Source organism: Modestobacter italicus (assembly GCF_000306785.1).
In the GTDB taxonomy this organism is placed as follows: Bacteria; Actinomycetota; Actinomycetes; order Mycobacteriales; family Geodermatophilaceae; genus Modestobacter; species Modestobacter italicus.
This window is the reverse complement of the sequence record NC_017955.1, coordinates 2,735,566-2,748,381: the sequence shown is the minus strand read 5'-3', so window position 1 is coordinate 2,748,381 and position 12,816 is coordinate 2,735,566. Positions and strand designations below refer to the sequence as shown.

At 73.4% G+C, this 12,816-nt stretch carries 9 protein-coding genes; 8 read left to right on the top strand and 1 reads right to left on the bottom strand.

Annotated elements, in window-relative coordinates; all coding sequences use genetic code 11:
* Positions 1–13: 13 nt before the first annotated feature.
* A complete protein-coding gene (locus tag MODMU_RS13300; RefSeq protein WP_014740788.1) occupies positions 14–1,870 on the bottom strand; it encodes a glycoside hydrolase family 3 protein in 1,857 nt (618 codons plus the stop codon).
* Between the two features lie 183 nt (positions 1,871–2,053).
* Here MODMU_RS13300 and MODMU_RS13295 point away from each other — a divergent pair, with 183 nt between their 5' ends.
* The 8 genes from MODMU_RS13295 (at position 2,054) to MODMU_RS13260 (ending at position 12,811) form a co-directional block, all read left to right on the top strand.
* Positions 2,054–3,316: an ROK family protein gene (locus tag MODMU_RS13295; RefSeq protein ID WP_014740787.1), complete on the top strand. Its 1,263-nt coding sequence runs from the start codon at positions 2,054–2,056 to the stop codon at positions 3,314–3,316.
* A gap of 161 nt (positions 3,317–3,477) precedes the next feature.
* Complete coding sequence (locus tag MODMU_RS13290) at positions 3,478–5,013, top strand: ABC transporter substrate-binding protein (RefSeq protein WP_014740786.1); 1,536 nt, start codon at positions 3,478–3,480, stop codon at positions 5,011–5,013.
* Between the two features lie 72 nt (positions 5,014–5,085).
* Positions 5,086–6,027, top strand: a complete 942-nt coding sequence (locus MODMU_RS13285; protein ID WP_014740785.1) for an ABC transporter permease — start codon at positions 5,086–5,088, stop codon at positions 6,025–6,027.
* Positions 6,024–7,892 (top strand): dipeptide/oligopeptide/nickel ABC transporter permease/ATP-binding protein, encoded by a 1,869-nt coding sequence (locus MODMU_RS13280; protein WP_014740784.1) that lies wholly within the window; start codon positions 6,024–6,026, stop codon positions 7,890–7,892. Before MODMU_RS13285 ends, MODMU_RS13280 begins: the two co-directional genes overlap by 4 nt.
* Entirely contained in the window at positions 7,889–8,773 is an 885-nt protein-coding gene (locus MODMU_RS13275; protein ID WP_014740783.1) for an ATP-binding cassette domain-containing protein, read from the top strand. Before MODMU_RS13280 ends, MODMU_RS13275 begins: the two co-directional genes overlap by 4 nt.
* An 89-nt stretch (positions 8,774–8,862) precedes the next feature.
* Complete coding sequence (locus MODMU_RS13270) at positions 8,863–9,939, top strand: Gfo/Idh/MocA family protein (protein ID WP_014740782.1); 1,077 nt, start codon at positions 8,863–8,865, stop codon at positions 9,937–9,939.
* Between the two features lie 29 nt (positions 9,940–9,968).
* Entirely contained in the window at positions 9,969–11,513 is a 1,545-nt protein-coding gene (locus tag MODMU_RS13265; protein ID WP_041795258.1) for a GMC oxidoreductase, read from the top strand.
* 2 nt (positions 11,514–11,515) lie between these two features.
* On the top strand, positions 11,516–12,811 hold the full coding sequence (locus tag MODMU_RS13260; protein WP_041796664.1) for a C-glycoside deglycosidase beta subunit domain-containing protein: 1,296 nt from the start codon (positions 11,516–11,518) through the stop codon (positions 12,809–12,811).
* Positions 12,812–12,816 lie beyond the last annotated feature (5 nt).

Here is a 12,816-nt window from a genome sequence, read left to right as displayed (position 1 = left end):
GGCGGGGAGGGGCTCACGAGCCCACCGGACTGCCGTGAGGCGTGGGCGGCAGGTCCAGTCCGAAGCCATGGGGGTAGAGCGGGTCCGCGGTGTCGGACGGGACGTCCGGCCGGGAAGCGCGCACCGCCGCCATCGACCGAGGCAGCTCCACCGGGAGGCGACCTCGCGGAGAGACCCGTCCGGTGAGGGCGTCCAGCAGCGCGGCGTCGCTCGCGCCGAAGTCGACCACCAGGGCCCGGACCACTTCGTCGAACGGGCTGAGCACCGCCGGGCGGTCGAGGTAGACGTCGAGGACGACGGGCACCCGGGCCGCCAGCGCCACGATCCGGTCCACCACCGCGGCGGGGAAGTCGAGGGAACCCTGGTGGGTCATCGCCTCCAAGAAGTAGGTGTCCCGAGCCTCGTGGGGCGCCGCCAGCCGGACGACGGCGACGTCGGCGTCCGCCGGGTCGGTGACCACCGTCCCGAGACCCGCGGCCACCCCAGGGTCGACCCCCTCGACGTAGACCCGGCGGCCCTTGCCGAGCGGGAGGACCCCCTCGTTGCGGAGCACGGTGACCGCCTCGGCCTGGGCACGGTGGCCGGCCGCGCGGAACTCCGCGGCGCCGACGACCCGCCCGGCCGCGTCCTCGTCGACGTAGGGGTCGTCGAAGAGCCCCAGCTGGAACTTGACGAGCAGGACCCGTCGCACCGACTCGTCCAGCCGCTCATCGGTGAGCCGGCCCTGACGGAGCAGCTCCAGCACCAGGTCCGTCCGCGTCTCGCCGCCCAGCTGGTCGCAGCCTGCCTCCAGCAGGAGGGCGACGCGTTCGAGCGGGGACAGGTGCTCGACGCCCCACGCCTTGGCCGGGAAGGGCTTCCCGAAGACCTCGACGTCGGTGACCAGCCCCCAGTCGCTGAGCACCACGCCGTCGAAGCTCAGCTCCTGCCGCAGCAGGCCGGTCAGGATCCGGCGGTTGAACGCGAAACCGACCTCCTCGACCGGCTCGCCGTCCAGCGACAACCCCACCGGCATGCCGTAGTAGGGCATCAGCCCGCTGGTGCCCGCGGCGATCGCCGCCCGGAAGGGCTCGAGGTGCTCGTCGAACCGCCCCCCGGGGTAGACCTGCTCCCGGCCGTACGGGAAGTGCGGGTCCTCACCGTCGGCCTGCGGGCCGCCGCCGGGGAAGTGCTTCGTGGTGCACGCGACGCCGTCGGACCCCAGGACCTCGCCCTGCATGCCCCGCAGCCAGGCGGTGACGAACACGGAAGCGGTCGCGCGGTCCTGCCCGAACGTCTGCGCCTGCCGGGCCCAGCGCGGCTCGGTCGCCAGGTCGACCTGCGGGTGCAAGGCTGCGCGCAGGCCCAGGGCCAGGTACTCCTGGCGGGCGATGTCGGCGAACCGCTGCACCAGCTCGGGGTCGCCGATGGCGGCCAGGCCGAGCGGCTCCGGCCACTGCGACAGGGCGTCCGCGGCCAGGGCCATGCCGATGTTCTGGGTGAACCCGTGCCGCGGGTCGCTGGAGAAGGTGATCGGGATGCCGTGCGGGGTCTCCTCCGCCAGCTCCTGCATCGCGTTCTGCCAGCGGACCGTCTCACGCACCGGGGGTAGCTGGCCGACGTTGAAGTGGTTGAGGTGGAGCCCGGTCACCAGGTCCCGCGGCGTCCGCGGGCCGAAGGGCCCCGGCACGTCGTGGGCTCCGGGCTCGCCCACCCCGGTGATCATGTGGAACAGCAGGCCGGCCTTCTCCTCCGCCGACAACCGGGGGAGGAGGTCTGCGACGCGCTCCGCGGGGGACAGCCGCGGGTCCTCGTACGGGTCCAGTACGCCGTTGCCGTTGAGGTCCCGGAACGTGACGCCGTCCGGGGAGGTGGTCGTCCTGCGGGTCATGGACAGGCCTTCCGACGTAGTGGGTCGCCGCCCCTCGGCGCCGGACGGACCGGTGGCATCGGGACGTCGCGCGGGGAGACGGGATGATGAAGTCACGATCAGCACTGCCGCTGAGCCGCAGGTGCACGTAACTTAAGTGCCGACAGCGCATATCGCAATCCACCACAGCCTCGGGAGGTCGTCGTGAGCAGCTCTGCACCCTCCCCGCAGGAGTCGTTCATCCACGGCAAGCTGATCAACCTCGTGCGGACCGGGCAGGCCGTCACCCGCCCGGCCCTGGAGCAGGAGACCGGGCTCGGCCGCAAGGTGGTCACCCAGCGGGTGCAGCAGGCCATCGACGTCGGCTTGCTGGAGGACGGGGACCTTGCTCCGTCGGCAGGTGGGCGGCCCTCCCGGCTGCTGCGCTTCCGCACCGAGGCCGGGCACGTATACGCCGGCATGATCGGCGCCACCGAGATGACCGCCGCCGTGGCCACCCTCGACGGGACCCTCGTCGCCTCGCTGCACGAGGACTGGGTCGCCGCGGACCGCCCGGACCAGACGCTCGAGGTGCTCGACGCCCTCTTCGTCCGGCTGGCCCGCAGGACCCGCACCGAACCGTGGGCCTTCGGCATCGGGGTGGCCGGCCCGGTGGACTTCGGCACCGGTCGGCTCGTCGACCCGCCGATCATGCCGGGCTGGGACGGCTACAGCGTGCGGTCCTGGTTCCGGGAGCGCTATGACGCGCCGGTCTGGGTCGACAACGACGTGAACCTCATGGCGCTGGGGGAGTGGCACAAGGGGGAGCCGCAGGACGGCCGTGACCTGCTCTACGTCTTCGTCGACGAGGGCGTGGGCGCCGGTCTCGTCTCGCGGGGCAGCGTCTTCCGGGGCGACACCGGCGCGGCCGGCGACATCGGCCATCTGCAGGTGACCGAGGACCCCGCCGTGCAGTGCCGGTGCGGCCAGACGGGCTGCCTGGAGGCGGTGACCGGTGGTTGGGGGCTGGTCCGCCGCCTCACCGAACGGGCCACCGAGAGCCCGGTGCTGGCAGCCCGGCTCGCCGACCACGGCCGACTGACGGCGGAGGACGTCGGCCTCGCCGCCCGGGCGGGGGACCCGCTGGCTGCGAGCGAGGTCGACCGGGGCAGCCGCCTCATCGGCGCGACCGCCGCCAACCTGGTCAACTTCGTCAACCCGGGCACCGTCGTCCTGGGCGGTGGCGCGCTGCGCGTGGGTGAGCGGGTCTTCCGCATCTTCGAGGAGACCCTGCTGCGTCGGACGTCGAAGCTGGCCGCCCAGCGCCTGACCGTCCGTCCGGCCTCTCTCGACTTCCGGGAGGGCGTGACCGGCGCGGCGATCCTGGCGATCGAGCAGCTCTTCGGCTCCGGTGCGGTCGGCCTCTGGATCGAGGACGGGACCCCGGTCGGACATGCGGTGCCGCTTCACCGGACCGCTGTGATGTGAGGGTTGACATATGTGCCGGAGGCACTAAAGTTTCTGTCGAGGGGTGACCCGCCCCACAGCCAGACCGCGCTCAGACCGGGCGCGCAGCGACTTCCTCCTCCGCCACCGCGGCACATCGCCGCTCTGGGACCAGTGCTGGTCCCGATGCCCTTGGAGCTCACATGCGCAGGTCCATCGTCGCGACCACGGTCGCGTCCCTCCTCTTCTTCGCCACCGCCTGCGGTGGCACGGACGACGCCGGCTCGGAGGGCGGCGCGGACGCCACCCTGACGCTCGGCTCGATCGTGCCGCCGAGCTCGTTCGCCATCGGCGAGATGGCCTCCAGCGGGCCGGCTGACAACTACTACCAGGCGGTCTACGACCGGCTGATGCACCTGGACGCGGACGGCAAGCCGGTGGCCGGCCTCGCGACCGACTGGAGCTACGACGACACCGGTCTCCGGCTCGCTCTCACGCTCCGCGACGGCGTCACGTTCACCGACGGCACTGCCTTCGACGCCGAGGCCGTCAAGGCGAACCTGGAGAAGGCCAAGGCCGCCAGCGGCGAGGCCGGTTCCGCGCTGCGCGCGGTGGACCGCGTCGAGGTCGTCGACGCCACGCACGCCGACGTCGTGCTCAGCCGGCCCGACCCCGGCCTGGTCGACGCGCTGGCGCGCAGTTCGGGCTTCATGGCCAGCCCGACGGCTCTGGCCGGTCCCGACCTGGCGACCGCCCCGGTCGGCTCGGGTCCCTACGTCCTCGACGCGGACGCGACCACCGCCGGCAGCGACTACGTCTACACCCGCAACGCGGACTACTGGGACGCCGACTCGTACCCGTACGACGAGATCGAGATCAAGTTCCTGGACGACACGACGGCCCAGCTCAACGGGCTGCGGTCGGGAGAGCTCTCCGCCGTCGGCGGGGTCAGCACGGCCGACGTCGTCTCGGGCGCCAAGAGCGCCGGGCTCAACGTGGTCACCTACCTCAACGGCACGATCGAGGGGCTGTACCTGTGGGACCGGGACGGCGCCCTCGCCCCGGCCCTCGGTGACGTCCGCGTCCGGCAGGCGATCAACTACGCCATGGACCGCGACACCCTGGTCGAGGTGGTGAAGGGTGGCCTCGGCGAGCCGACCGAGCAGGTCTTCGCGCCCAGCAGCGACGGCTACGACGAGGCGCTGGCGGGCACCTACGACTTCGACCTGGACAAGGCCAAGCAGCTGATGGCCGAGGCCGGGTACGCCGACGGCTTCGCGCTCACGCTGCCGGACTTCTCGCCGGTCTTCCCCGACGAGCAGGCGGCGATGACCGAGGCGCTCAGCTCGATCGGCATCCAGGTCACCTACCAGCCGATCACGGCCGACCAAGTGGTCAGCAGCATCATGGGCGGGCAGTGGCCGCTGAACTTCTTCGGCCTCACCGCGGCGTCGCCGTTCGAGATGGCGGGGCTGACCCTCACCCCGCAGTCGCCGTTCAACCCGTTCAAGAGCGCCGACCCGGCGGTCACCGACCTGCTCACCCAGGCCAGCAGCGCGACCGGTGACGCGCAGGCGGACGCGCTGCAGAAGCTCAGCAAGCAGCTGGTCGACCAGGCCTGGTTCGCCCCCTGGGACGCGCAGGAGGCCGCCGCCATCACCGCCGCGGGCGTCGACGTGACGCCCATCCCCGGTGTGTCGTCCCCGCCGCTGTCCGGCTACGCCCCGGCCGGCAGCTGACCGCCGGCTCGTGCCCGCGGCGACGCCGCGGGCACGAGCCGCCGTCCACCCGACCACTCCCGGAGGCTGACCGTGCCCCTGTTCCTGCTGCGCCGCATCGGCGCCGGCGTGGCCCTGCTGTGGGTCACGGCCACGCTGACCTTCTTCCTCACCAACCTGACCGGCGCCGACCCCGCCCGGCGGATCCTGGGCAACAACGCCACCCTGGACCAGCTCGCGGCCAAGCGCGCGGAGCTCGGGCTGGACCGGCCGCTGCTCGTCCGCTACGGGGACTGGCTGGGCGGTGCCGTGCACGGCGACCTCGGGGCGTCCTGGTTCAACCGTCAGCCCGTGACGGACATGGTCGCCAGCGCACTGCCCGTCTCGCTGTCCCTGGTGCTCGCGGCGACCGTGCTCACGGTCGTGGTCAGCGTGACCCTCGGGGTGGTGGCCGCCGTGCGCGGCGGCTGGCTGGACACCGTCCTGCAGGCCGTGTCCATCGTGGCCTTCGCGGTGCCCAACTTCCTGATCGCCATGCTCCTGGCCCTCGTCTTCGCCGTGCAGCTGGGCATCTTCCCGGCCCTGGGCTACACGCCCTTCGCCGAGGACCCCGGCAAGTGGCTCGCCTCGATCACCCTGCCGGCGATCGCGCTGGCCATCGGCGCGATCGCGACCGTGGCCACCCAGACCCGCGGCTCGATGATCGACGTCCTGCAGCAGGACTACGTGCGCACGCTGCGCAGCCGGGGGCTGCCGACGCGCAACCTGCTGCTCAAGCACGCCCTGCGCAACGCCGCACCGGCCTCGCTGACGGTGCTGTCGCTGCAGATCATCGCGCTGCTCAGCGGTGCCGTCGTGGTCGAGAAGGTGTTCGGGATCAACGGCATCGGCGAGCGCGCCACGTCGGCGGCGAGCCAGGGCGACGTGCCCCTCGTGCTCGGCATCGTCGTGGTCACCGTGCTGGTGGTCGTCGTCGTCAACCTGCTGCTCGACCTCGCGTTGGGCTGGCTCAACCCCAAGGTGCGCATCGCATGAGCATCCTCTCCGACAGCGACCCGACCGCCGGTGCCGCCGGCGCGGCGCCGGTCGACGTGGTGGCCTCCCGGCCGCGCCCCGGCGTCGTCCGCCGCCTGCTGCGCTCGCCGATCGCCGTCGTCTCGCTGGGCTGGCTGGCCCTGGTCGCCGTCCTCGCCGCCGCGGCGCCGCTGCTCACCTCGGCCAGCCCGACCGCCTCCAAGATCACCGAGGCGCTGGCGCCGATGGGCGGGGCGCACCTGCTGGGCACCGACGGCGTCGGCCGCGACGTGCTCGCCCAGCTGCTCTACGGGGCGCGGGTCAGCCTGATAGGCGCGCTCATCGTCGTCGTGGTCTCCCTCCTGGTCGGGCTGCCGGCCGGCATCCTGGCCGGGTACCACCGCGGGCGGTTCGACGCGGCGGCCAGCTGGAGCGCCAACCTGGTCATGGCGCAGCCGGCGATCATCGTGCTGCTGGTGGTCCTGGCGTCCTTCGGCCGGAGCACCGCGCTGGCCATGCTGGTGTTCGGTCTCCTCATCGGGCCCGGCGTGTTCCGGCTGGTGCGGGCCTCGGTCATCGGCGTGCGCGAGGAGCTCTACGTCGACGCGGCCCGGGTGTCCGGCCTGGGGGAGGGACGCATCATGCGGCGGCACATCCTGCCCGTCGTCGTGGCCCCGACGGTCATCCAGATGTCGCAGATCCTGGGCATCGCGATCGTGGTCCAGGCCGGGCTGGAGTTCATCGGCCTCGGCTCGGCGAACCAGGCCAGCTGGGGCGGGATGCTCAGCGACGCGTTCCAGAACATCTACGCCCAGCCCCGGCTGGTGCTGTGGCCGGGCCTGGCCATCGTCCTGACCGTCACCGCCTGCAGCCTGCTCGGCAACGCGCTGCGCGACTCGCTGGGCATCAGCGGCCGCACGCCCCGGGTGCGCCGGCGGGCCACGGCGACCGCGCTGGGCACGGCCGGGGTGGCTGCCGTCGAGGAAGGGGCTGGCGACGGAGCCGGGCCGGCCGACCCCGACGCCCTGCTCGTGCTGGACGGCCTGCGGGTGGCCTACCCCCAGGCCGACGGCACCGAGACCGAGGTCGTCCGGGGGGTGTCCTTGACCGTGCACCGCGGGGAGGTCCTGGGGCTGGTCGGCGAGTCCGGTTCCGGCAAGACCCAGACGGCGTTCGCGGTGCTCGGCCTGCTGCCCGCCCAGGCACGGACCTCGGCCCGGCGGATGACCTTCGACGGCAGCGACCTGTGGGGGCTGTCCCCGGCCGCGATGAACCGGCTGCGCGGTCGTCGGATCGGTTACATCCCGCAGGAGCCGATGTCCAACCTGGACCCTGCCTTCCGGATCGGCTCGCAGCTCACCGAGCCGATGCGGCACCACCTGGGGATGTCGCGGGCACAGGCCCGCACCGAGGCCCTGCGGCTGCTGGCCCGGGTGGGCATCGCCGACCCGCAGCGGGTCTTCGACTCCTACCCGCACCAGATCTCCGGCGGCATGGCCCAGCGGGTCCTCATCGCGGGTGCGGTGTCCTGCGACCCCGACCTGCTCATCGCCGACGAGCCCACCACCGCCCTCGACGTCACCGTCCAGGCGGAGGTGCTCGACCTCATCCGCGAGCTGCAGGCCGAACGACGGATGGGCGTGGTCCTGGTGACCCACAACTTCGGGGTCGTGGCCGACCTGTGCGACACGGTCGCGGTGATGCAGTCCGGCCGGGTCGTCGAGACCGCTCCGGCAGAACGCCTCTTCGACGCACCCGAGCACCCCTACACCCGGATGCTGCTGGCCTCCTCGCTCGAGGACACCGCGCCCCGGCCGCCACTGACGGCCCCGGACGCCCGAGCGACCGAGCCGCAGCCCCTGCCCGTCGCTGGAGGACCCCGATGAGCCGCCCGTCCACCCCGTCGACGGACCTCACCCCGGCCACCGAGCCGCTCCTGGTGGCCGACCGCGTCGTCGTCGAGTACCCGACCAAGGGCTTCCGTCGTCCCCCTGCCCGGGTGCTGCACGGCGTCTCCCTCGACGTCCGGGCCGGCGAGACCGTCGGCCTGGTCGGGGAGTCCGGCTCGGGCAAGACCACGCTGGGCCGGGCCGTGCTCGGCCTGGCCCCGGTGACCGACGGACAGATCCGTTTCCAGGGCCGGGTGATCTCGGGCCTGGCCAAGCGGGAGCGACGGGCGCTGAGCAAGGACGTCCAGGTGGTGTTCCAGGACCCGTACACCTCGCTGAACCCGGCGATGACCGTGGAGGACATCCTCACCGAGCCGCTGCTCGTCACCGGCAGCTCGCGGACCGACGCCCGACGGCGGGTACGTGCGCTGCTCGACGAGGTCCACCTCCCGGCCGACGCCGGCCAGCGGCTCCCGCGAGAGTTCTCCGGCGGCCAGCGTCAGCGGATCGCCATCGCCCGGGCACTGACCCGCGAGCCCCAGCTCATCGTCTGCGACGAGCCGGTGAGCGCCCTGGACCTCTCCACCCAGGAGCACGTGCTCGACCTCTTCGTCGAGATCCAGCAGCAGACGGGAGTGGCGTACCTGTTCATCAGCCACGACCTGTCGGTGGTGCGGCACATCAGCCACCGCGTGGCGGTGATGTACCGGGGAGAGCTGGTCGAGACCGGCGATGCCGCCACCGTGACCACCATGCCTTCCCATCCCTACACGCAGCGGCTCCTGCTCGCCGCTCCGGTGCCGCACCCGCGCCGTCAGGCGGAGCGACGGGCGGAGCGGCACCGCGTCCTCGCCGAGCAGGCAGCCCTCGCCGGCTGAACCTCGGCACCCCCCACCACCCACCACCGACGACGGGCACCGGCCCGCCGTCGCGACCCAGCACGCCCGCGACCAGAGAGGGGACGACCGTGACCGACCGCATCCGCGCCGGCATCGTCGGCGGCGGCTTCATGGCCACCGTGCACGCCCGCGCCATCCGCCGCAGCGGCGGGATCCTGTCCGCCGTCGTCGCCTCCACCCCGCAGCGGTCGCAGGCCGCGGCCGAGCTGCTCGGGGCGGAGTCCGCCGCCGAGTCCCTCGACCAGCTGCTGGACTCCGACGTCGACGTGGTGCACGTCTGCACCCCGAACGCCACCCACGCCCCGCTGGTGCGGGCGGCGGTCGCCGCCGGCAAGCACGTGGTCTGCGAGAAGCCGCTCGGCGTCGACGCCGCGGAGGCCGCCGACCTCACCGCCCGGGCCGCGGACGCCGGCGTCACCGCCACCGTCCCCTTCGTCTACCGCTTCTACCCGGTGGTCCGGGAGGCGCGGGCCCGGGTCGCCGACGGCACCACGGGCGACGTCCGGCTGCTGCACGGCTCCTACCTGCAGGACTGGCTGGCGCTCGACACCGACGACGACTGGCGGGTCGACCCGGCGGCCGGCGGGCCGTCGCGGGCCTTCGCCGACATCGGCGTGCACTGGTGCGACCTCGTCGAGTTCGTCACCGGGCACCGGATCACCCGGCTCACCGCGCGCACCGTCGTGGCGGTGCCCGAGCGCGGCGGCCGGCGCGTCGAGACCGAGGACGCCGCCCTCGTCGTCTTCGAGACCGACCGCGGCGCGGTGGGCAACCTGACGGTCAGCCAGGTCAGCCAGGGCCGGAAGAACCGGCTGCAGCTCACCGTCGACGGTGCGGCCGAGAGCCTGGCCTTCGACCAGGAGGCCCCGGAGACGCTGTGGATCGGGGGCCGCGAGGTCAACCGGCAGCTGTTGCGCGGCACCGGCGAGCACCCGGCCGCCGCCCGGTACTCCGTCGTGCCCGCCGGTCACCCGCAGGGCTACCAGGACTGCTTCGACGCCTTCGTCGCCGACACCCACGCCGCCCTCGGCGGGCCGGCGCCCGACGGGCTCCCCACCTTCGCCGACGGCCTGCGCGCGACGCGCGTCACCGCCGCCGTCCTCGAGTCCGCCTCCCGCGGCGCCTGGGTCGACGTCGCGTCATGACCCCCGCCGACCCCCAGACAGGAGACAGCATGTCCAGGACCTTCCCCGACCGGGTCGACGTCGCCATCGTCGGCAGCGGCCCGTGCGGAGCCGCCTACGCGCGGGTCCTCAGCGAGCAGTGCCCCGGCGCCCGCATCGCCACCTTCGAGGTCGGTCCGCTGCTGGCGGACCCACCCGGGGTGCACGTGAAGAACATCGTCGACGACGAGGAGCGCGCCCGCGCCCAGCGCCGGTCGGAGGGGCCGCAGCCGCTGGCCGACGACACCCCCACCGACACGATGGAGGGCTACGCCGACGCGGCGCCCCGGCTGGTGCGGCCCGGCACGTTCCTCCTGCCGACCGGCTGGCAGCAGCCGGGGGAGGACGGGCTGCCCGGCGCGGCGATGTCGGCCAACGTCGGCGGCATGGGCGCGCACTGGACCGGGGCCTGCCCGCGGCCCGGTGACAGCGAGCGGATCGGGTTCCTGCCCGACCTCGACGAGCTGCTCGCCGAGGGGGAGCGGCTGCTCGCCGTCGACACCCACGCCTTCGACGACGCGCCGTTCGCCGCCGAGGTCCGCAAGCGGCTCGGCGACGCCCTGGACGCGACGCGGGCGGAGGACCGCCGGGTCGGCCCGATGCCGCTCGCGGTGCAGCGGCAGGCCGACGGGCGGGTCACCTGGTCCGGTGCCGACGTCGTGTTCGGCGACGTCACCCGGGCGAACCCCGACTTCTCGCTGGTGCCCGAGGCGCTGGTCACCGAGGTGCTGGTCACCGAGGGCCGGGCTACCGGGGTGCGGGTGCGCGACCTGCAGACCGGGGAGGAGCACGTCGTCTCCGCCCGCGCGGTGGTCGTGGCCGCCGACGCGCTCCGGACGCCGCAGCTGCTGTGGGCCTCCGGCGTCCGTCCGCCGGCGCTGGGCCGGTACCTCAACGACCAGCCGCAGACGGTGTTCGCCGTCCGGCTGCGCGACGTCGGCCACGCGCGCACTGAGGACGTGGACCCCCGCGACGAGCCGGAGATCGTGCCGCAGAGCGGGGTCAGCTGGGTGCCGTTCACCGACGCGGAGCCCTTCCACGGCCAGGTCATGCAGCTGGACGCCTCGCCGGTGCCGCTGGCCGCCGACGACGTCCCGACGCCGGGGACCATCGTCGGGCTCGGCTGGTTCTGCGCCAAGGACCTGCAGGAGTCCGACCGGGTCGACTTCGACGCCACCGAGGTCGACGGCTACGGGATGCCGGCGATGCGCGTCCACTACCGGCTCACCGAGCGCGACCACGCGTCCATCGCCGCCGCCCGGGAGACGGTGCAGCAGGTGGCGCGCGCGCTCGGCGACCCGCTGGGCGACGAGCCGCTGACGTTCCCGCCGGGTGCCTCGCTGCACTACCAGGGCACCACCCGGATGGGCGCCACCGACGACGGCACCTCGGTGTGCGGCCCGACCTCGCAGGTCTGGGGTGTCGACGGCCTGTACGTCGCCGGCAACGGCGTCATCCCGACCGCGACCGCCTGCAACCCGACCCTCACCTCGGTCGCGCTCGCCGTCGCCGGCGCCCGCGACATCGCCCGCACGCTCACCGAAGAGGAGAAGTGACCATGCTCGACGTCGCCGTCATCCAGGGGCGCGGTTTCCGCAACGTGGCGCAGGACGGCCGGGTCACCGGCTTCCAGTTCCAGCTGCGCAACCCCAACTACCGCGGGGTGGCCGCCAGCCTGCTCGACGGCATCGACGTCGTCATCGACGGCGAGCGGGTCCCCGAGCACGTGCCGCTGTGGACCCTGCAGGGCCGCACGTCCACCCTCGACGAGCTGCGCGCCTCCACCGACGTCCGCTGGCAGCTCGACGAGCCGGCCACCATCACCGTGCCCAGGCCCGGTGGGCTGGCGGTCGGCGTGCACACCCTCGAGGTGGTCGTGCACCTGCGGCGGTCCTACTTCCCGCCGATGGTCTCCCGGACCCCGTTCACCGCCTCGGCCAGCCCGGTGCTCGTGCCGCCGGCCCCGGACGGCGGCCTGCGCTACGGCGTCTCGACCTACAGCTACACCCAGGACGTCTACACCTCGATGACGCTGGAGGACGTGTTCGCCGACATCGCCGACCTGGGCGCCACCGGCATCGAGATCCTCGGCGAGGGCAACGTGCCGAACTACCCGTCGCCGTCCTCGGCGTGGATCGACGAGTGGCACGGGCTGCTCGAGCGGTACGGGCTCACCGCGACCAACTACGGGTCGTGGGTGGACACCACCCGCTGGCGCGACCGCGACCTGACCGTCGAGGAGGGCGCCGAGCAGCTGCAGCTGGACCTGCGGCTGGCGAAGGAGCTCGGCTTCACCTCGGTGCGCCCGAAGTTCGGCGTCACCAGCTGGGACCTGGACCCGCACCCGATCTGGCAGGGCGTGGTCGAGCGCTCGCTGGACCTCGCCACCGAGCTCGACGTCGTCATCTGCCCGGAGATCCACGCGCCGACGCCGATCCGGCACCCGGTGACCCAGGGCTACGTCGACTTCATCGAGAAGACCGGCACCGAGCACTTCAAGCTGCTCATCGACACCGGCATCTTCAACACCGCCCCGGTGCTGGAGATGTCCGAGGAGATCGAGTCCGGCGACGGCGACGAGGTGCCCGAGCACCTGCGGCCGCTGGCCGTGCCGATGGCCGACCTGGTCGAGGTCCTCCCGCACGTGCACTTCATTCAGGCCAAGTTCGCCCAGGTGGACGACGACCTGCATGACCTGCACGTCCCGTGGGGAGAGATCATCCCCACCCTGACCGACGCCGGCTGGTCGGGCTGGCTGTCCAGCGAGTACGAGGGCCGCCGCGAGCCCGGCCGCGGCCGCGACCAGGTCCGCCGCCAGCACGCCCTGCTCCGCTCCCTCGCGGCCCGGCGGTGACCCGG